20 protein-coding genes are annotated in these 21,008 nt (G+C 38.8%); 1 reads left to right on the top strand and 19 read right to left on the bottom strand.

Annotated elements, in window-relative coordinates:
- On the bottom strand, positions 1–1,340 hold a 1,340-nt coding region (locus tag B2X33_RS08025), incomplete at its 3' end, for an Hpt domain-containing protein (protein ID WP_296668894.1).
- 194 nt (positions 1,341–1,534) lie between these two features.
- Between B2X33_RS08025 and B2X33_RS08020 the strand changes: the two genes are divergently transcribed.
- The gene (locus B2X33_RS08020; RefSeq protein ID WP_296668892.1) at positions 1,535–2,758 is read left to right on the top strand and encodes a hypothetical protein; all 1,224 of its coding nucleotides are present in this window, start codon (positions 1,535–1,537) and stop codon (positions 2,756–2,758) included.
- A 90-nt stretch (positions 2,759–2,848) separates the two neighbouring features.
- Here B2X33_RS08020 and B2X33_RS08015 read toward each other — a convergent pair whose 3' ends face one another.
- The 18 genes from B2X33_RS08015 to B2X33_RS07930 form a co-directional block, all read right to left on the bottom strand.
- Positions 2,849–4,072: an LL-diaminopimelate aminotransferase gene (locus B2X33_RS08015; protein WP_296668890.1), complete on the bottom strand. Its 1,224-nt coding sequence runs from the start codon at positions 4,070–4,072 to the stop codon at positions 2,849–2,851.
- A 111-nt stretch (positions 4,073–4,183) separates the two neighbouring features.
- Entirely contained in the window at positions 4,184–6,154 is a 1,971-nt protein-coding gene (locus B2X33_RS08010) for a FapA family protein (RefSeq protein WP_296668887.1), read from the bottom strand.
- A gap of 18 nt (positions 6,155–6,172) precedes the next feature.
- A complete protein-coding gene (gene whiG, locus B2X33_RS08005) occupies positions 6,173–6,970 on the bottom strand; it encodes an RNA polymerase sigma factor WhiG (RefSeq protein ID WP_296022792.1) in 798 nt (265 codons plus the stop codon).
- A gap of 22 nt (positions 6,971–6,992) precedes the next feature.
- Positions 6,993–7,814 (bottom strand): hypothetical protein, encoded by an 822-nt coding sequence (locus B2X33_RS08000; protein ID WP_296668884.1) that lies wholly within the window; start codon positions 7,812–7,814, stop codon positions 6,993–6,995.
- A gap of 103 nt (positions 7,815–7,917) precedes the next feature.
- Positions 7,918–8,799 carry a MinD/ParA family protein gene (locus tag B2X33_RS07995; protein ID WP_296668882.1) on the bottom strand — a complete coding sequence of 294 codons (882 nt, stop codon included), beginning with the start codon at positions 8,797–8,799 and terminating at the stop codon, positions 7,918–7,920.
- A gap of 2 nt (positions 8,800–8,801) precedes the next feature.
- Positions 8,802–10,007 (bottom strand): hypothetical protein, encoded by a 1,206-nt coding sequence (locus B2X33_RS07990; protein ID WP_296022786.1) that lies wholly within the window; start codon positions 10,005–10,007, stop codon positions 8,802–8,804.
- Positions 10,000–12,132, bottom strand: coding sequence for a flagellar biosynthesis protein FlhA (locus B2X33_RS07985; protein ID WP_296668879.1), 2,133 nt, complete (start codon positions 12,130–12,132; stop codon positions 10,000–10,002). Before B2X33_RS07985 ends, B2X33_RS07990 begins: the two co-directional genes overlap by 8 nt.
- Positions 12,133–12,153: 21 nt before the next feature.
- Positions 12,154–13,251 carry an EscU/YscU/HrcU family type III secretion system export apparatus switch protein gene (locus tag B2X33_RS07980; protein WP_296668877.1) on the bottom strand — a complete coding sequence of 366 codons (1,098 nt, stop codon included), beginning with the start codon at positions 13,249–13,251 and terminating at the stop codon, positions 12,154–12,156.
- Positions 13,248–14,066, bottom strand: a complete 819-nt coding sequence (gene fliR, locus B2X33_RS07975) for a flagellar biosynthetic protein FliR (protein ID WP_296022783.1) — start codon at positions 14,064–14,066, stop codon at positions 13,248–13,250. The genes B2X33_RS07980 and fliR overlap by 4 nt, the downstream gene beginning before the upstream one ends.
- A 15-nt stretch (positions 14,067–14,081) precedes the next feature.
- A complete protein-coding gene (fliQ, locus tag B2X33_RS07970; protein ID WP_296022782.1) occupies positions 14,082–14,351 on the bottom strand; it encodes a flagellar biosynthesis protein FliQ in 270 nt (89 codons plus the stop codon).
- A 21-nt stretch (positions 14,352–14,372) separates the two neighbouring features.
- Entirely contained in the window at positions 14,373–15,233 is an 861-nt protein-coding gene (fliP, locus tag B2X33_RS07965) for a flagellar type III secretion system pore protein FliP (RefSeq protein ID WP_296022781.1), read from the bottom strand.
- Between the two features lie 55 nt (positions 15,234–15,288).
- Complete coding sequence (locus B2X33_RS07960; RefSeq protein ID WP_296022780.1) at positions 15,289–15,936, bottom strand: FliO/MopB family protein; 648 nt, start codon at positions 15,934–15,936, stop codon at positions 15,289–15,291.
- A 157-nt stretch (positions 15,937–16,093) separates the two neighbouring features.
- On the bottom strand, positions 16,094–17,248 hold the full coding sequence (gene fliN, locus B2X33_RS07955) for a flagellar motor switch protein FliN (RefSeq protein WP_296668874.1): 1,155 nt from the start codon (positions 17,246–17,248) through the stop codon (positions 16,094–16,096).
- Positions 17,241–18,275 carry a flagellar motor switch protein FliM gene (fliM, locus tag B2X33_RS07950; RefSeq protein WP_296022778.1) on the bottom strand — a complete coding sequence of 345 codons (1,035 nt, stop codon included), beginning with the start codon at positions 18,273–18,275 and terminating at the stop codon, positions 17,241–17,243. Before fliM ends, fliN begins: the two co-directional genes overlap by 8 nt.
- Positions 18,276–18,301: 26 nt before the next feature.
- Positions 18,302–18,862: a flagellar basal body-associated FliL family protein gene (locus tag B2X33_RS07945; RefSeq protein WP_296022777.1), complete on the bottom strand. Its 561-nt coding sequence runs from the start codon at positions 18,860–18,862 to the stop codon at positions 18,302–18,304.
- A 123-nt stretch (positions 18,863–18,985) separates the two neighbouring features.
- Positions 18,986–19,723, bottom strand: a complete 738-nt coding sequence (gene motB / locus B2X33_RS07940) for a flagellar motor protein MotB (RefSeq protein WP_296668871.1) — start codon at positions 19,721–19,723, stop codon at positions 18,986–18,988.
- Between the two features lie 7 nt (positions 19,724–19,730).
- On the bottom strand, positions 19,731–20,513 hold the full coding sequence (locus B2X33_RS07935; protein ID WP_296022775.1) for a motility protein A: 783 nt from the start codon (positions 20,511–20,513) through the stop codon (positions 19,731–19,733).
- A gap of 94 nt (positions 20,514–20,607) precedes the next feature.
- A complete protein-coding gene (locus B2X33_RS07930) occupies positions 20,608–20,805 on the bottom strand; it encodes a flagellar FlbD family protein (RefSeq protein ID WP_078929865.1) in 198 nt (65 codons plus the stop codon).
- Positions 20,806–21,008: the final 203 nt, after the last annotated feature.

Raw genomic sequence — 21,008 nt, 5'->3', positions numbered from 1 at the left:
CGCCCAAGATTTTGGGTTGCAGAATGGAACTTTGTATTTAAATCCTTAAACTTAGCTTCAAACGAAGCAAAATATTCAGGAATCTCACCATATTCCTGCATAATATTATTTCTTATGTCTTTTACAGAAACTCCGTTTTGAATTTCTTCCAAATACTGCGGAAGCTGTTCAAACATCTTACGGATTTTTTCTCTAAATGCAGAATCAAGAGCCTGAAACTGAACAAGCATATCCGACTGTTGTTGCGCGCTCTGGTTAAACGAAGCCTTTGTAATTACGGTTTCAGAAACAAGGTTCATTAAAGTATCGATGCGTTTAGAATCAACACGCAAAATTGAACTTTGCTGAGCATGTCCTGAAGCAGAAGCCGTTTTTGTCGAAGAAACTGTCTTTGATGGCTGAACAGGAGCATTTTCTGTCTTCTGCTCTGCAGAAACCTTTACTTCTTCTTGTTTAGGAGTTTCTGCCATAGGCTGAATTTGAGCATTTTTTTCTTCTTTTTGTTCGGGCTGCACATAAGACTCTTTTGCAACTGCATTTTCAAGACACTGGGCATCAACGCTCAAAGTTACATCATCGAGAAAAGCTACATCTTCGAGCTGCTCCTGAGAATTTGAAGAAGCAACGTAATAAACAACGTCTTTATGAAATTCATCTTCATAAAGCGCTTCAAAATCAGGAACGGTCTTTAAAACAGTGCCACAGGCTTTTAATGCTGCAAAAACTTGAATTCCTCCTACGCTATTCATAGGATTATTTTCATCGAAAACAACACTTATCGACCAAAGCTTTTGACCCGGCTGGCAACTCTGTTTGAGTTCAAGCAACTCAAATTCTGACATGTCAACAGTTTCTGAAGCAGAAGCCGATGCCGCTGGAACACTCTGAACAGTCTCTGGTCCAGGTTTTGAAACTGATGACGACTTTTTACCTTTTCCAGCCTTTTCAGGAATCAATGATTTTATTTTATTTGAAATTTCTTCTACACTTTCGGCATAAACAGAACCATTTTGGCGAGCTTCAAGCATAGCTTTTATAATATCAAGAGAATTTAGAAGAGTATCTACAACATCTTCGGAAACTTTTACACGGTCTGAACGAACTTCATCAAGAAGATCTTCCATTTTGTGAGCAAATGTAGAAATTTCTGTAAATTCAACTGTCGCAGAATTACCTTTTAACGTATGTGCTGCACGGAAAATTTCATCTATAGCATCATGGTTTGTTGGATCATTCTCAATTGCAAGAATATTGCTCTCAAGATTGTCAACCATTAGTTCAGCTTCAGAAAAATAATCTTTTAACAGTTCTTCGTTGTTAGCGTCAAGAAAATCACTCATATCTAATATTTTAACCTTTAACATCTCAAAGTCAAGCAATAAAATTTTATTAACAAGATGTTTTTTAAAAACAAAGAGTAAAAGAATGAATAAAGTTTCATACTTTCCTGAGGATAATTTTCGATTTTTATTAAAGTTCAGACTTTTTTATGCCGATATAAAAAGGTACGATTATAACTGACGGGGAAAAAGCTATGAAAATGATAAAAAAACTGTCTTCGACTGCTGCCGCATTTATTTTTACATTGACAACGCTCTCTGCTGCCGCTTCATTCAACGGTTACGGAGGTTTGAAAGGCGACTTAAAATCAAAGGAAAATTCCGAATTTTTCGATCCGATAATGAATTTGACAGGATTTTTTCAAGGGCAGTTCAATTTTTCAGAAAATTTATTTTTCAATACAGAAATGAGCATTTCGACAGATGACGTAATCGACACAAAACTGACTGAAGATACTCAGGCTGTCTTTTGCTTTGATGAGCTTTCGCTTACATACATAAAAAATTTTTTGGGAGCAACCCAGTTTTTCAGCATTTTTAAGGGAACTTACACTCCTCTAGGCGCAAATCAGTTTTTATCGCAGCAATTTGGAATTTCACCAATCAACAGTTTTATTACAGACAGTTTTTACGGCAACAAATGCGTTTCCCCATATTCAATAAACGGTTTCGGACTTTCGTATTCAATCCGGCTGAACTCAAGTCCAATAGCTTTTGCCGGATATTTTTACAAAAACAATGATAATCCGGACGATTTAAGACAATTCAATCTCGATTTTCGTTTTGCAACGACACGCAAATACCTCACCCTGGACTTTTTGGGAGGAATTGGTTTTCCTTCAAAAAATAAAGACAAAAACGATGACGATGTGATTCTTCTTGTCGATGAAATTTACCTTCATTCTGGAATGAATCTTCTTATCGGAAATTACTACACAACCTCTCTTTTCCTTCAGGCAGGATTTTCTTCGCTTCCTGTAAAAAAAAGCAATGCAAAGATTGAAATTTCTGACGAACAGCTTTTTTTACTGGTTGAACCGCGGTTTCATTTAAAAAATTCGCAGATGCACATTTCTTTCTTCAATATTCCTGACAATCAAAACGAAAAAATAGAATTTGCAGACGGGAATTTGGGCTTCAACGTAAATATTTTTACAGAAAACTTTTTCATCCGCAACAAAAACATAAAGTTCGGATTCAGCACGTCGTTTAGCTACGAAGAACGATATTTAAAAGACTTGCCAAACCTAAAAGATTTTTACAAAGATACCTGTTCTGTAAAAACAAGTCCTTACATTGTAATTCCTGTTCTCTCCGGAGATTTAAGCCTCATGTTCCAGGCAAAATTAAGCGAGTTTCCGGCAGGAAAATGGAAACAAAACATAAACTTTACACTAGGTTATAAATCTTATTTCTAAAAAACAAGCTTTATAAAAAAAAGCACCATCAAAAACTGAACTTTATCCGTTCAATTTTAGTGGTGCATTTTTAGCTTTAAAGCCTTTATTTTAAAGTTTCAAAAGCGAAAGTCTCTTGCAGGCTTCTTCAATATCCGCGCGATGTCCAAAAGAGCTAAACCTTATAAAACTTTCTCCGGCAGGTCCAAAACCAGAGCCTGGAGTCGTCACAACATGGCACTCATCCAAAATTTTATCAAAAATATCCCAGCTTGCTTTTCCAGGAAATTTTGCCCAGACATAAGGACCGTTTCCTGTAAAATAAGCGACAACGCCTGCAGATTTAAAATTTTCTCCTTCAAGAACGTTTTTTATAAGATGTCCGTTCTCCAGATAATAGTCAACCTGTGCGGTCATATCTTTCAAGCCCTGTTCGTCGAGAGCGGCAAGACCACCAGCCTGAGCAATATTTGAAGCGCCGTTAAAAAGAGTTGTCATTACGCGGTTCCAGTCCCTGTTCACGCTTGAACCGTCTTCAAATTTCAATTCGTTTGGAACAACAGACCAGCCGAGGCGAACTCCTGTAAAACCAGCAGGTTTTGAAAAAGAATTTACTTCAATCGCACAAGTTTTTGCGCCAGGAATTTCGTAAATTGTTTTTGGAAGATTTTTATCGCGGATAAAAGCAAAATATGCGGCATCGTAAATGACAATGCATCCGTTTTCGTTCGCAAAATCAACAAGTTTTTTAAGCTGCTCTTTTGTTGCAGTAGCGCCAGTCGGATTATTTGGAGAACAAAAATAAATCAGAGTATTTTTTTCAATTTTTGAAAGATCAGGAAAAAAATCGTTTTCCGGCGTGCATGGAAGATAAGAAATTCCTTCGTAACCGTTTCCGTTATTTTTTCCGGCAGCACCAGCGACAACAGAACCGTCAACATAAACAGGATAAGCAGGGTCTTGGACGGCAACTTTTACTTTTGAGCCAAACAAAGTCTGAATGCGCGCAATATCACATTTTGCACCGTCAGAAATAAAAATTTCGTTTGCATCTGCCATTTTTGGATAAAAAACTTCCGCAATTTTTGAGCGAAGGGCTGAATTTCCCTGCTCATCTCCATAACCGGAATATCCTTCAGGAGTTGAAAGAGCAAGAGCATAATCTGACATTGCCTTTGCAATATGCGGAGAAAGAGGCTCTGTTGTATTTCCTATTCCAAGGCTGATAATTCTAGCATCTGGATGACCAGCCGCGTATTCACGGCGACGACGAGCTACCTCTGGAAAAAGATAGCCTGCTGTAAGATTTGAAAAACCTGTATTTCTTTTAATCATAATAAAATAATTTTAACGAAGGAACATTCTAATTTCAAGCCGAGCGAAATTCCTGTAAAATGTTTGAATCCGTATAATTTTCAAAAAAATAATAAAGGCTCTGTAAATTTTTTATCCGTTTGAATAGCCTTCAGGCCCCTTTATATCTGAAAAATCTGGCTTTTCGTATTTTCCGCGCCGTACAAATCCTTCATCGTAATAAAAAACTACGCTTTTTACGTTTGCACGAACTTCATCTTTTTCGTCACGGACAAAAATTTTTACTCCGGCATAGACAGTTCCAGAAGCATAAACTTTTCCAATGTTTTTCAATTCGCGAAGGTGCGCCAAAATCGTTTCGATTTCTTTGTTGAATTCATCGTTTTCGTTAGCAAGTTCATTTTTGCGAAGTTTATAACTCTTCAAGCTCTCTTCTTTTTCAGCTGGCAAAATTCTGCGGACTTTTTTTGTATTTTCCAGTGTTTGAATGTTCAATTCCAGCTCATCAATTTCTTTTACAGTTTTTTCCTGCATTTCGCGCAAGTCTTCAAGACGATGTTTTGCACGAGGATCGATTCCGACTTCGATTACAGTTTCTGTACCGCCGCCCGCGGAACCGATATTTTTTGCAAGAACTGTTTCTGTTGCGAAAAGATGTCCACCTGTAATCTGGGCGCGCTTTCCTTGCAGAATAATTCTATGCTGAGCAGAAACTTCGCAGTTCATCAACGAATCCTGAACAATTACGTTTTCTTCAACCTGAACTTTTGAATTCTGTACAAATTTTGCCCAAAGCGAACCACCGCACAAAATTTCACATTCATCTCTACCAACAATTCCTTGGCTTACAATAATATCGCCGTCACTTTCAAGCCTGCTTGCTCCTACAGCACCGTTTACTTCGATATTTCCACTTGCCTTTACGTTATAACCGTCTTCGATATTTCCGTTTACAATTACAGTTCCAAGGAAAGTTACGTTTCCAGACTTGATGTTTACACCATCGATTTCCATAATCGGTTCGACGTTAATTTTATCGTTAATAAGCAAAACTTGCCCATTGCAGGCTGCAAGAATTGTTCTTCCATCTGAATCCAATGTAACATTTTTTCCAAGCGGAAGATTGATATCTTTTCCGTTTTTTGCTTCAAGATAGCGGCCGTAAAGTGTCTTTCCAGCTTTTCCACGCTCAGGAAGCATTTTTTGCGCAAGTGGCTGTCCTTCGACAACATTTTGAATAAGGTTGAGCTCCTTAAAATCAACTTGACCGTTTGCAGCCTCTTTTGCCCGAATTTTTGAACGGTCCGTTTCAAAGTTGTAGGCAATATATGCATCGCGTCCGTCAACTGGCAAGACAGCTTCCGCAACGACAACAGGAACATTGTAAGTTGGCCTGTCAACAAGAGCGGAGATCTTCTCATCGGAAATTCCGGCAACAACGCCCTGCCCTTTTAATGCGGTTTTTATCTGCTCTTCGCTGACATCAGCTCCGCCCAAAGCCGGAGGCGTAATCGTACAAGTTGCCTTTAATTCGTCTTTTGTAATATCAATAACGTAAATTGCATCTCCAGCAGGATTTCTTGAATAATGGCCGACAGGCTCGTAAATTCCACCTGTTCCATCTTCTGTATATTTTTTTACGATTTTTTCATCAAAATCTACAGTATCAGAGCGTTTTATATCGTTTATGACATCTGAAAGATTGATGTTTTTTCCGTCTCCGACAGGAAGATTTACTTTCAGACAAATCTCTGTTCCAAACCGATGAACAAAATACTCTCCGTCTTTATCAAAATTCTGAATCTCTTCGTCCATGTCCATAAAGCCGGAATTCTTAAAATCCTTGCTTCTTTCACTTTTTGATACCGCTTCAGCATTTTGATAAACGGTTATAAACCAAGGTCGTTTTGCAATTCCAAAAAATCCATCAAATCCTTTTTCTTTTACTTCATATTCAAGATTCGCAATTTTTGTGTTCAGCTGAACAGCTGCATCTGCGAGCGCTTCATCAAGAGTATCAGCGCGAACTTCTACGCTTTTTACGCTTTGGTCTTTTTTTTGAAGCTCTGCAAGGTCTAATCGGATTTTTTCAAGTGTAACCATAAATTTCAAGACCTTAAACTAGATGATTCCCTTACGAAAATTCGTCAATTTCGCCTTTAAACGCAAATTTGCCTTTGTATGCAACTGAGAAATTCTCGATTCGCTTACCTCAAGCACCTGTCCAATTTCTTTAAAAGTCAAATCTTCATGGTAGTAAAGAACTATTACCATTTTTTCTTTTTCTGGAAGTTCGTTTATAGCCTGCACAATAACTTTTCTAATTTCCTCGCGTTCAACTTGAACATCTGGATTCAGGCTTGCAGGAGACTCGATAGTATCTCCAATTGAAAGATGATCGCTGTCGTCTCCAGAACTCCAAACATCATTTAAGGAAACAATGCTTGACGCGCTGACTTTCATTATAGTCTGATGATATTCGTCCTCAGAAAGATTCAGCTGCTGTGCAATTTCTGCATCAGTCGCAGTACGGCCAAGCTTTGACTCAAGCTCGCTGATTGTATCTTCAATTTCACGGGATTTTTGACGTACAGAGCGTGGAACCCAGTCAAGCTGACGCATTTCATCAAAAATTGCGCCACGGATTCTAGTGACGGCATAAGTTTTAAATTTTACACCCTTTTCTAAATCATATTTACTGATTGCATCAAGAAGTCCAAACTGACCAAAGCCAACAAGGTCATCAAATTCCATGCTTGCAGGAAGACCTACAGAAACTTTTCCAGCGACATATTTTACCAACGGCATATACTGCCTAATCAGCCTGTCGCGTAGTTGAGAAGATTTTGTTTTTTTATACTCAGCCCAAAGTTTATCTTCGTCGCTGCTGTTGATTATCAACGTCTGCTCTGTACCCATAGCTTCCTGTCTCTTTTTCTATTTATTTATCTTTTTCAAGCAGAGTCCGAACAGCCTGCGCCATTACATCTGCATTTTGTGAAACGCTTTCTGTTCCGCCAGAAAAAACAGCTCCGGCAAAACCGTTTCCGCCAGAAGAAGCAAAATCACTGTCATTTATTATATCACCAGATGAATTATTTTTCACGTCATCTGACAAATCCTCAATTTCCGGCAATTCATCAATATTTTCAATCGAAGAGCCATCGGCAAATGCGTTTATCTTATTTTCAGAATCGCCTGCATTAGAAGGAACATCTTTTTTTAAAATTGAGTTTTCCGATGAATTTTGCAAATCAGAATTGGCTTTTCCGAGATTTTCACGTCCGGCAGAAATAAATTCGGCCTTTTTACTTTCGCCTTCTTTTTTTGTTCCGGAAACAGAATTTTTTGTTTCCGAAGAAGACTTTTCTTCTGTCAAAGATTTTTCTTCCGTCTGAAAATTTTTTGAATCTTTTCCTGAAAGACCAGGGCGGTTATTTTCTACAAAAAATTTTGGACTGGATTCATCATCTTCAAGCCCGTCATCCGTAATAACGATATTTACATTGTCACCGGATTTCTGTTGCTTGGACTGCGGCGAATTTTGAGAAGAATCAGTTTCAAGAGAGACGCCCTTTGAATCATTTGCCAAAAATTTGGAAAAAAGGAAGGAAATTGAAAATGAAAGAACCGAAAAAACAGCTGCAAAAATCAGCGACCTAAGCAAAATAGCCAGAACTGGATTTTTTGCAATCATTCCAGTAAGAAATGACAAAACAAAACCGCAAACGGCTGCAAAACCGATGATTTTTTTGTTCATCATTACTTCCTCCCTTATAAAAGATTAAGACAAAATTTGCACAAGGTCAAGTTTTTAAACTTTTTGTTAATTTTTGTAAGCATTTTTTTTCATCAAATTACCGGCTTTATTTTTTTCTGAGAAATTTCTTAAGAAAACTCGATACGCCGTCGCTTGTACCAAGATCAGTTTTTTCAATGCGGCCAACAATATGTTTTATGCACTGAGCCGGTTTTGAAGTTGGATTTATAATCATAAACGGTTTTTGGCGGATTACAGACGCAGAAACAACAGAATCATCATAAACAAAGCCTATGTAATCAACCTTGTAATTTAAAAACTGTCCGACAATTGTAATTATTCTGTCAGAAATTTTCTTACCTTCTTCTGCAGAGTGGACTCTATTTACCAAAAGCTTTATATTTATATTTCTTTCGCCAAGTTCCGTAGTGATAATTTTTATCATTCCGTAAGCGTCTGTGATTGCCGTAGGTTCAGGAGTTGTGACAACATAAACTTCGTCTGCCGCGGCAACAAACTGCAAAACGTTGTTAGCGATTCCAGCTCCAGTATCGATTATGATGATATCCGCATTTCCAAGCTGAGCAAATTGCTTTGCAAAATAGTCAAGCTCTTCAACAGAAAGATTTGCAATTTTTGAAAAACCGTTTGCTCCGGCAATAAATTTAATTCCAACTTCCGTATCGAGAATTATTTCCGACATTGTCTTCTGACGGTTTATAACCTGCATAAGGTTATACTGAGGAACAACATTCAAAAGAACGTTTACATTTGCCATTCCAAGGTCACCGTCAATAAGGATAACCTTCTTTCCAAGCTGGGCATAAGCAATCGCCATATTGACCGCCATATTTGTTTTTCCAACACCGCCTTTTCCGCTTGTAATGGCAATAATTCGGGTTTTGTGAGATGATGCCTCATTTTTTTTCTGTGTTGATGAAAGCGTGTTTCCCATCAATTCACGCAATTCTTCAGCCTGGTCTTCCATAATTATTCATCCTCCGGAAACATGTCATCAATATAAACTTTACTAACCGTAAAATCTGAAAGTCTGTATAAAAACTCTCTGACAGAAGCTTTTTTTATGTCATTTGGAACTTTTTGTCCGTCTGTTATATAAGAAATAGTCTTGTTTAGTTCGTACAAAACGCTCAGGACATTTCCATAAGAAGTCGTTTCGTCACATTTTGTGATTATAACTGAATTGAAATTAAAAAGTGAAAAATTTTCAATTGTTTTCTTTAAATCCCGCGCCTTTGTCGAAGCCGCAACAACCAGATAAGTATCCAGAGAAAATCCCTGAAGATTTAAAATATTTCTCATTTTTGCAATATTGTCGTAGTCGTTCGGGCTAAATCCTGAAGTATCAATAAAAATATAGTCCGCGCTGTCCTTACATTCTTGAATTATATCATTTAAATCAACAGGAGACTCCGCCTTGTCAACGCGAACATGCATAAGTTCCCCAAATTTGCGGAGTTGCGCTTCTGCACCAACACGAGTATGGTCAATCGTAATAAGGCGCACGTTAGGCAATGGCTCGCCTTTCTTTTTTGCATCAAGAATAAGTTTTGCCGCCATTTTGCTGATTGTCGTTGTTTTTCCAAGACCAGTCGGTCCGATAAGGACAATTATATGAGGAATTTTGTAATAAACTTCTGGAGCAACTTTTATCGACTGACCGATCCAGCCGACTACTTTTTCCTGAATTTGCTCAAAATCATTTAAATCTTCAAGAGTCGATTCATTTTTTAACTTAGAAGAAATCATATTTATAAATGCATGAGTAAATTCATTGTCCTCGAGAAGTTTTTCAATCTTTACGATTGACGGATGTTTTTTTTCGACAGAAGTGATTTTCAAATCTTCAATCTGACTATTCATCTGTGCCATCATGTCTGTAAGCTCGTTATATTGCTTTACAACAAGTTTTGAATAATCAACTTTTGAATTTTTTATAATGCTTTCTTTTGCCGCCGAAAAATCCTCCTGCTCAGAATGTCCCCTGTCTTTTACGACAAAAGAAACTTTTATGCGGCTTTTCTGAAAAAAGCCAAGGAATCCGCCCTGAAGGACTGTCTGCTGGTCAATAATCCGATAGTTGTTTCCGTATTCCTGCCAAAGACTATTTCTTATTTCATCGACAGATTTTCCAGTCATTGTCAAAGTCGTCGGTGTGTATTCACTGCTATTCACTTATTTCTCCCAAAATTTCAAGATTTACTGAATTTCCAGCCGCAAGAACTTCGTCTACAGAAAGAACTGCTACGGTTCCCGGAAAATCTCTTTCAATCAGTTGATAAACAAGCTGTCTGACATCGGGAGTTGGCGCAAGAATTATAGGCAAAATATTTCTGTCCCGTAAAGGTATTATATTTGAACTGACCGCATTTTTGAAATTTCTTGAATCAACCGGATCAAACGCAACTACAGGCGCAGAACCGTCATTCTGCGAAACTATATGCTCTATAATTTTTTGTGCCCATCCCTGGCTCAATTGAATGACGCTGAGCTTTTTCTGCTCATCATTAGGATCTACATACTGAAGACAAATCTGAAGTCCAAGCGCCTCACGAACTTTTCCAATCAAAAAAAACGGATTGTGCGGCATGTTTCCGTAGTTTGCAAGCGTTTCCAAAATTGAAACAATATTGCGAATAGATACCCGTTCCCGAAGAAGCCCCTGAAGAATTTTTTCGATCTCGCCATAAGTATACTTATATGTATCCATAACTTCTTCAACTACAACAGGATTAGTTTCTTTTATTTTTGCAATTATCGCGCTTACTTCCTGTCTTCCCAATATTTCTGCAGCATGAGAGCGGATAATCTCAGTCATGTGAGTTGCAATTATCATAGGAGGATCGATTACCGAATAACCGTTTCTTTCGGCTTCCAGACGGCGATCTTCACCAATCCATATTGCCGGTATTCCAAAAGTTGGATCTTTTGTAGGTTCGCCTTTAATTTCTTCGATTACAGAACCAGTATTAAGGCACATGTAGTATCCGATCTTTAATTTTCCCCGGCCAGCTTCAATCCCGCGGATTTTAAAACTGTATTCCTGTGGATCGAGCGTAAGGTTATCGATGATTCTTATTCTAGGAACTACGAGACCAAGGTCAATTGCGGCTTCGCGGCGGATTCTCGTAATTCTCTCAAGAAGCTCTGCGCCTTTTTCTTTATTAACCAAATCAAGCAAGGCGACTCCCAGCTCAAGACAAAGAGGATCGAGAGGAACAACCGGACTAAGCTCTTCAGATTTTTGAGAAGATTGAGAGCCTGCTTTTTTAGCCGCTTCTTCCTCCAGTTTTTTTGCAAAAGAAAGCTTTTCCTGCTTTTGCATTTTATAGCCAAAAAAGATAAGCAAGGCGCCCATACCGATAAGAATAACGACAAGAAGAGGCGTTGTGTGAAAAATAATAGCCATTACAGCAAGAATTCCGCCTGAAATCATATAGACAGAACTGCTTATATTAAACTGCTTTTTAATTTCTTCGCCTAAAACTTCGTCAGAATTACCACCGGTTACAAGAATACCAGTCGCAACAGAAATCAAAAGAGACGGAAGCTGGCTCAAAAGACCGTCGCCAATAGTAAGCTGGGGAAAAGTTGCAATAGCTGAACTAAAATCCATCCCCTGTTTTATCATTGCATAAAGAACACCGCCAACCAGGTTTATCAGCGTAATAAAAATTCCAGCCTTTACGTTTCCGCTTACAAACTTTGAAGAACCGTCCATTGCAGAATAAAAGTCGCATTCACGCTGAATATCCGCTTTTTTCTGTCTTGCCTGTTCATCCGTAATTGAACCGGAATTCAATTCAGAATCAACAGCAAACATTTTTGAGTTCATGGAATCCAGGGCAAAACGAGCCTGAACTTCAGAAACACGCCCGGCGCCCTTTGTAATTACAACAACCTGAATAATGATGATGATTAAAAATATTATAAACCCGATAACCGGCTGACCTTTTGCCACAACGTTTGCGAAAGATTTTATCATCGCTCCGTCAAAAGATTTAAAGCCGACATATCCGTGAGTGAGAATATAACGGGTTGAACAGACATTGAGTGCAAGACCAAAAACTGTCACAAAAAGAACGACACGAGGAAAAGACGACAATCTTGAAGACTTCGGGGTATACAAAACGACAAGAAAGATGATTATGGAAATCGCAATGTTTACAATCATCAAAAAATCGAGAACCGCTCCGCTTACAGGCATTAACAGCATAAAAACGATGAGAACGCCGGCAAATGCGATAAAAGAATTTGAAATTTTTGTCTGTTTAAAAAAATTGCTTAAACGGTTAGCCACTCCCCACCCCTGGTTGACTTGCTACTTTTTCCTATTGAGATAATTTATCTGTGCATAAACGATTGAAATCGCTTTTATATATGTATCAGGAATTATATCACCAACTTCAACATTTGAATAGAGTGCGCGCGCCAAAGGAACGTTTTCAACCCTTGGAATTCCGTTTTCGTCAGCCAAATCGCGTATTCTTTTTGCAGTTAAATCCGCACCTTTTGCATTGACAATCGGGCGATCTGTTTTTGCAGCATCATATTTTAAAGCGACTGAATAATGAGTCGGGTTTGTAATTACGACATCGCTTTCCGCGACCGCCTTCGGCAGATTTCTGGTCAAAAGTTCACGCTGGGCCTGCTGAAGTTTTCCTTTAACTTCCGGATCTCCTTCCTCTTCTTTAAATTCCTGCTTTACTTCCTGCTTTGTCATTTTTAAACGTTCCAAAAATTCACGTTTTTGCATAAAATAATCAGGAATCGAAATTGCAAGAAAAATTATCGAGCAGAAAGCAAGAATCTGAGTCGCGCATTTTCCGATAAGTCCAGAAGCCATTCTTATAGAACTAGTATTTAAAAGTGCAAGAATATCAGCCACATTCATTCTTATAACGACAACAGCCGTTATAATTACAGCGGTAATCTTTACAAGAGATTTTACGATATTCATTGCGCCTGTAAGCGAAAAGACAGTTTTTTTTAAATACTGGCCGATTCGCGGAACTATGTTTGAAAACTTAAATTCAATAGGCTTTAGCGAAAAAATAAAACCACGGTTTTGGATAAGGTTTCCGGCAATTCCTGCAATAACTCCGCAAAAAGCAAGAGGAAGAACCATTTTTGCAAAATTCACTAAAAAAAATACAAAAAACTGCGAAGATTCAATCTTAGCGTTCGCGCATTTTGTAAAATAATAAACAAGAATTTGCTCGCACATTCTCAGATAATGAGGAGCCGCAACAATCAGCGCGACAACGCACATAATCATTACAATTGCGCTAGTAAGCTCCTGGCTTTTTGCAACACGGCCTTCTTCACGCTCACGCCTTAAGCGAGTTTCTGTTGCATCCTCTGTACGGCCTTCATCTTCTGCGGCAAACCACTGAAGGTCAATTTCATCAAAACTCATTGCTGGCCTCCAGAACCTCTAAAAAACGCAAAAAGCGATTCCAAAACAGAAAATCCGCTGGCAAAAGACGAAATAAAATAATCACACAGACTGCCCATAAGGCTCATAATTATAAAAAACGAAAGCAAAATTAAAACAGGAAAACCTTCGGAAAGAAGGTTCATCTGAGGAGCAGCTTTTCCTAAAATTCCTGTCGTAATAGAAACAAGAAGAAGAATTCCCATAATCGGCAAAGCAATTACAAAAGCGCAGGCAAAAAGTCTTGTGAGCGACGAAAGCAAAAAGGTAATTATCTCCTGCCTTCCAGCCGCCATTACGATGTTCATGGCATTCATCGTTTCAAAACTCGCGGCAAGGCCTTTTCCAAAAAGAATCTGCGCCCAATGCCCCTGCAAAAAAATCAGCATTGCTATTAAATTAAAAAACTGGCCCATAAGGGGATTTTCAACCTGACTCAAGGCATCGTAAACTTCAGAAGCAGAAAATCCCATCTGAAAGGCAAAAAACTGTCCAGCCGCGCTAAAAGCGCTGAAAATTATGCTCACAAAAAATCCAGTAATTATGCCAATCAGAGCTTCTCCAACAAGGATCAGTATATAATCAATCGAAAAAGAGGCATTTTCTGCAATGTACGGAAGATAATCTTTTGTATCAATATGAGGAAAAATTAAATACGCCATATATCCAGTCAGAGCAATCTTTGCAACACGAGAAATTGTCCGCATAGAAAAGAGAGGCATTGTCATAATCAAGGCAAAACACCTGACTGCCACAAGTAAAAAAAACGGTGCCTGCCACACAATCTGCTCAAGCATATTTTATTTTTCCGTTTATTGCGCCAATTTTGGAATCATATCAAAAAGATTTAAAGTATATCCGCGCAAAGAAGCAAACATCCAGCCACCAAGAAGAGCGAGCATTGCAAGAATTACAAGCATTTTAGGAAGGAAAGTCAAAGTCTGTTCCTGAATCGATGTCGTAGCCTGAAAAATTGCAACGATAAGACCGATGACAAGAGCCGCTCCCAAAATCGGAGATGTCATAATAAAAACCTGATAGACCGCATTCCGAACAAGACCTACTAAAAATCCAATACTCATTTTCAACTCCTGTTAACAAAATCAATGCTGCAAAACAGAAACAAAAAGCTGCTGAGTCAAAAGTCCCCAGCCGTCGACAAGAACAAAAAGCATAAGCTTAAAAGGCATTGAAATCTGGACAGGAGGCAACATCATCATACCCATACTCATAAGAATACTTGCAACCACCATGTCGATTACAATAAACGGAATATAAAGAATAATTCCTATTTTGAAGGCGACTGTAAGCTCATGCAGAATATAAGACGGAACAAGAACATACATTGGAACATCGTCAAGTGTTTTTGGAGCATCAAGCTTTGCCATTCCCATAAATGTCTGGATATACGAAGTATCGTTAAACATCTGCGAATACATAAAATTTTTAAGCGGTTTTTCTGCTTCGCGGTAGGCCTGCTCAATTGTCAGCTGGCCGTCGCTCAAAGGCCTAAAAGAAGATGTATAAACCTTCTGGAAAACAGGCCACATTACAAAAAGCGTCATAAAAAGCGCAATTCCATTCAAAACAGAAGTCGGCGGAACCTGCTGAAGCGAAAGAGCGCGCTTTATAAAATCAAGGACAATGGAAAATCTCAAAAAACATGTCATCAGAATCAAAATGCTCGGAGCAAGCGAAAGAATCGTAAGCAGGAGCAAAAGCTGAAGGTTAAAAGCCATCTGAGTTCCAGTACGCGGCTGAGTGATGTTTATGTCGATATTTGGAAAAGTAAGCCCGCGCACAGACTGATTCATCTGCGTAGTTCCCTGTGCAGAACCGGACGGAAAATTCCTGTTTTGAGAAGACTGGGAAGCAACCGGCAAAGTACAAAACGAAAGAAGAAGTCCCAAAAAACAAAGTTTAAAAAGCCATTTTTTTCTAAAATACAGCAATGCGTTTTTCATAAATTTTCCACTTATCACTTACATTATTACTTTTTTATATAAATTTAAAAATATATTAAGAATTTTCTGAATTAAATTTTTCCATCTGCTTTTTTAGCTCATCCGCAGAATTTGACGAAGAATTTTCGTAAATACTGCTTTCAGGTTCTTTGCTTGAGCCAGGCATAAAAATATCAAGAATTTCGCGGAACGAGCGTGGCTTTGAAACCTTTTCGTTTTTGTCGGCATAAAGATTCATAGCATTAATAAGTTCCTTGTCCTCGATTTTTCCAATCAGGCTGATTTTTTCATCGCTTACACCGATTAAAAATGCATTGTCCTGCAAAGTTATTACCTGAACTGATTTTCCAGGGCTTAATGTCAAATGGCTTACTTTTCGCAAAAAAGGATCGTTATCATTTTCTGTTTTTATGCCTTTTTTAAGGAAATGAAAAATTCCCCAAGCGATTCCAACGACAACCGCCAGAGCAAAAATCATTTTTATAAAAAGCCACAATGTCGAGCCTGAGCCGGGCTGTCTTTCATTTTGCTGCTGAGAAGATGACAAATTAAGCTGAATTTGAGAAGGATCTGTATTTATGCTGAAATTCTGAGTCTGCTGAGTGTTTTGAGCCTGAGAATTATCCTGCGCAAAAGTTTTTAAACTTCCCGCAAAAAAAAGAATGACTGCAAAAAATGCAGTAAAGATAATTGATTTTTTCATTTTTCCACCCATTTTAAATAGTTTTGTCTATACAGGATAATCCCCTTTATCCCAAAACAAAACTGTAAAAAGTAAAATCAAAAAGTAAAATCCCTAAATTGCAGCTTTTAGGCAATTTCAGATTAAAAAAAGGGGCTTTTTAGTCAGCCCCTCAATTTTAGCGAATATCCGAAACTCTTTCCATTGGAGAGAGAATTTCTGTTACGCGCACACCAAAGTTTTCATCGATTACAACAACTTCGCCTTTTGCAATCGGTTTATGGTTTACAAGAATATCAACAGGTTCACCGGCAAGTTTATCAAGCTCGATAATCGTACCTTCGCCCATCCCCAAAATTTCTTTTATCTGCTTTTTAGTGCGTCCAAGTTCTACGGTCATTTCCATGAATACATCCATGATAAGACCGATATTTCCCTGTTCAGTAGAAGCGGCTCCGCCCATTAAATTCGGAAACTGGATTGACTGAACATTCGGCGTGTTCATTCCGGCAACTTGTCCCATTGGCTGCTGCATTCCCATACCCATTCCCATATTAGGCATTGCACCCATTGGCTGCTGCATTCCCATACCCATTCCCATATTAGGCATAGCGCCCATTGGCTGCTGCATTCCCATGCCCATATTTTGAGTATTCTGGGCTGAAGAAACTGCGGCATTGTCAACATTTGCAGCAGTTCCACCACCAAGCGCCTTTACCATCTCTTCTGCAACACTGCTGGAAATCGCTTCCCAAAGAACGTAATTTTGAGAATCAACAGAATAAGTATATGTAAAAAGACAAAATTTTCCCTGAGGAATCCGAACCATTGCCTTTGGAACATTAACAGCTTCTGGAGGATTTGCAGCAAGCCCAGGAAGTTTTCCGTCTTTGCTCAGTTCGGTAATTTCAGTACCAGAATGATTTGAAACAATTTCAGAAATAACAGAAAGAGCCATATCATCAAGTTCAGCCTGCTCTTCCTTATTGATTAAGCTTGTCAACTTTTGGGCAAATTCTGTAGAAAGAATAAAAAGATGGTCACCCTTTAAGGCAGTTGAAAAATCGGCCATTACAGCAACAACCATTTCTGGAAGTTTCGCAAGCAACTGGTCACGCTCAAGAATCTCTACCGATGGCGTTCCAACAGAAAATTCACTGCCTGTCATTGAGTTGAGTTTAGTTTTTAATTCGTCTTTTATACCGTCAGCAAACTTTTCAAGGACAGAAGTATCAATGTTTACAGAAGATGAGTTCCCTCCTGTAATTCCACCCATGTCCACGCCTGACAGCAATGCATCAATTTCGTCTTGAGAAATAGCACCATCACTCATATGATTCATCTCCTTCTACGGATAATTCTTCAAAATCTTCATTTTCGCTGTCATCAATTTTTCCAATTATCTGAACAGCCATTTTTTTACCGACAACACCCGGCTGACAATAAAATTTTTTCTTATTGCCGACACTAAGCGAAAGCGGATCACCGACGCGAACAGTTGAAAGCCGCACGACATCTCCAACTCGCAACGCAAGAACATCACGAATCGGCATATTTATTGTTCCAATTTCTGCAACAACATCCATATCAACGTCAGAAAGCTTTTCTTTTAACGTTCCAAGATACTGCGTTGTAGAACTTCTTCGCACAGAACTAAACCAGAACTGCGAAGAAAGTTTTGAAATAATAGGCTCGATAGTAAGATAAGGAATACAGAAGTTCATCATTCCTTCCTCTTCGCCAACCTTTGTTTCCAAAGTTACAAGAACGACCATTTCTGACGGAGGAACAATCTGCGCAAACTGAGGGTTTGTTTCAATCTGTCCAAGACGAGGACGCAAGTCAATTACCTGAGTCCAGGCTTCGCGCATATTTGCAAGAATTCTCACGATGATCCCTTCCATTACCGACTGTTCAATATCCGTCAAATCGCGGCTAACTTTTGCTCCCTGTCCTGTACCGCCAAAAAGACGGTCAATCATACTGAAAGTAATCGCCGGATCAATTTCCAAAACCGCATTTCCCTTTAAAGGATCCATATTGATTACAGCCAAAGTTGTCGGAGTTGGAATAGAACGGATAAATTCTTCGTAAGTCAGCTGGTCAACCGACGCGACATGAACATGAACCAGCGAACGAAGCTGCGCAGAAAGAGATGTTGTTGTAAGACGTGCAAAAGTTTCGTGCATAATCGAAACCGTTCGGATCTGCTCCTTAGAGAACTTATCCGGACGTTTAAAATCGTATATTTTTATTTTGCGCGTGTCATTTACAGGTTTAAAGTCAGTGTTTTCGCTTTCACCAGAACTTATTGCCTGCAGGAGTTGGTCAATTTCATCTTGTGACAGAACTTCGTTCATGCCTGTTCCACCTTTATAATCCGCTTTTACTGCTGAATAACATCCAGCTGCATAAAGCGCACATCTTTTATTTTTGAACTGCTTAAAATTGAATCGTTAATCGCATTGCGAATTTCAATTCTAAGCTCTTCCTCATTCTGTGGTCTTAATTCGTCTGCGGATTTCTGTGTAAAATAGCGCCGCAAAAAATCTTTTAATTCAACTGTTCTCTGCGTAATTTCTGTTGATGTCGCCTTATCGTCCTTTTTGTAACCCAATACAACTTCTACAATTACAGACGAAGGGTTTACATCGCTCGTCTTCGTTCTTGTTACGCCAAGAGAATTGTACCAGTCAAGAATTTCTTTAGTTGAACTGTATTCTTCTGCGACAGGAACAAGTGCGGCCTGCGATTGATTTCCGCCGACAACTTTCATTGTAATTACAACTACAGTCACAATTAAAATAACCGCAACCAAACCGATTGCAACCCATTTTAAAAGGACAGGGAAAAGACCGCCCATCCCCTTCTTTTTTGAAGATGCTGATGAAAGGTCGTCTGAACCGCCAGCATCATCGTTAATATCCAAATCATTATCATCAGCCATAAATTACTCCAGTTAAGAAAACACTCTGCGTGCTTTCATTGTTTTTTTTAATATCGGATTTTTTCCAGCACAACTTAAGGATATAGAATAAAGTATTTTACCCTTTATTTTGCGCCTAAAAAGTTAAAAATGCCCTTCATCAAGAATTATTATATCAACACGGCGGTTGTAAGCCTGCCCTTCCCTTGTATCGTTTGAAAATACAGGTCTAGTATCGGCATAGCCTGCAATTGAAAATTTGCTTTCATCCACTCCAAAATCCGAAAGATAGTGCAGAGTATTCAATGCGCGCGCGGCAGAAAGTTCCCAGTTAGACGGGTATTTTTCGTTTGAGACAGGATTGCTGTCTGTATGTCCCTCAATTCTAAAGCGGCGTTTCTGAAGTTCAGGTTCCTGAAAAAATTTCGAGAGTTTTAAAAGAATTTCGCGGGTTTCTTCGATGTTGAGCTCGGCGCTTCCTTCTTCAAAAAAAGAATCGGAAGCCAACGTTATTACAAGCCCTCGTTCATCCGAGGAAATTGTTATTTTTGCAGAGTGAATCTCCGGCGCAAAAAGAGAAATGGCCTTTTTCTTGGCAAGACCAAGCGATTTTCCCTTTTCAACAGAAGGAAGGCTGTTTACTGTATTTCCCAAATCTGCAAGACGACCTGCAGTAAGAGACATTCCGCCAGTCGTCGTTGGATTTTCCATTGACTCTTCCTGAATTGCAAGCGATGCCTGAATCTGAGAAAGAGTTGTCGTGTCTACTTCGGAAGGATCATAAAGCATAACGAAAAAGCAGAGCATGAGAGTAATCATGTCTCCGTAAGTGCCCTGCCAGGCGGTTGAAGGTTTCTGTGGTTCATTACTTTTTCTAGCCATTTTCAACCTAATCCTTCAGAACGTCAGCCTCAATAACCTTCCGAGTTTTTGGATCCAAATAAGTTAAGAGTTTCATTGCAAGAATGCGAGGGTTATCTCCAGCCTGAATCGAAAGAACCCCTTCCAAAACCATTTCGCGAGAACGAAGCTCCGCGCTGTTCTGCGAGATAAGCTTTTGAGCCATTGGACCAAAAAGCCAGTTTGCAAGCATAGAACCGTAGAGTGTAGTTACCAAAGCTACGGCCATGTTCGGACCAAGAGAAGATTTATCTTCAAGATTGTTAAGCATACCAATAAGTCCGATTACGGTACCAAGCATACCAAAACCAGGACCAAAACCAGCCCACTGGGTTATAAGGTTAATACCAACCATGTGCCGCGCTTCCATCTGATTCATTTCGTTTTCCAAAATCGTGCGAATAACATTTCCGTCCGTACCGTCTACAACCATTCTAAGGCCGGATTTTAAGAACGCATCGTCCAAATCATCAAGTCCTTCTTCAAGTGCAAGGATACCTTCACGACGCGCCTTTTCTGAGAGAGCAACCATATTTTGAATCAGATTTTTTTCACCATAATCAAAAGTCTTAAAACAGCGCCCCATTACCTTGAACATTCCAAGAACATTTTTTAGTGAATCACAAAGAAACAGGGAGAAAAAAGAACCGCCGACAGTTACAAAAACCGAAGGAATATCAATAATACCGCCGATTGAACCACCTGATGTAAGAACACCTAAAAAGATTACACCTATACCGCCAACAATGGCAATAAGCGACGCAATATCCATAAAAAGTTTCCTCCCGCAAACCCAACAGACTTCTTTATTATTTTTATGTAGGGAAACCTCTAAAATTCATTTTTCAGAGGCAGCTCAGAATATTCTATATTTCCTGAGCAGAGATTCCAAGCCGCCGTCTGTAATCCACAATCCGCTGAATCAATTCTTCAGGCGAATCTTTTACCACGACTTTCTTGCCAGACAAAAAAGTGATGGTAAGGTCGGGAGTTTTTTCCATACTTTCTATCATATGAGGATTTATCCAGTATATATTCCCATCTAAACGCGTAACCGAAATCATCTTCTTATTTTTACTTCTAATTTACTTATCGTCAAGTAGAAACATAAATTATGCCGACCTGAACAATATATTTTATAACAAATTCTAAAATAATTCAAAAAATTTAACGAACTGTTATAAAAAAACTTGCTTTTTTTTTTGTTTGTGATAATTTAAATAAAAAGAAAAATAAGGAAGTAAGATAAGAACAGCCTAAAATGGTG

The organism is Treponema sp. UBA785 (assembly GCF_002297065.1).
Lineage (GTDB): Bacteria > Spirochaetota > Spirochaetia > Treponematales > Treponemataceae > Treponema_D.
The sequence above is the reverse complement of the archived record's forward strand: the minus strand, read 5'-3'. Positions and strand labels throughout refer to the sequence as shown.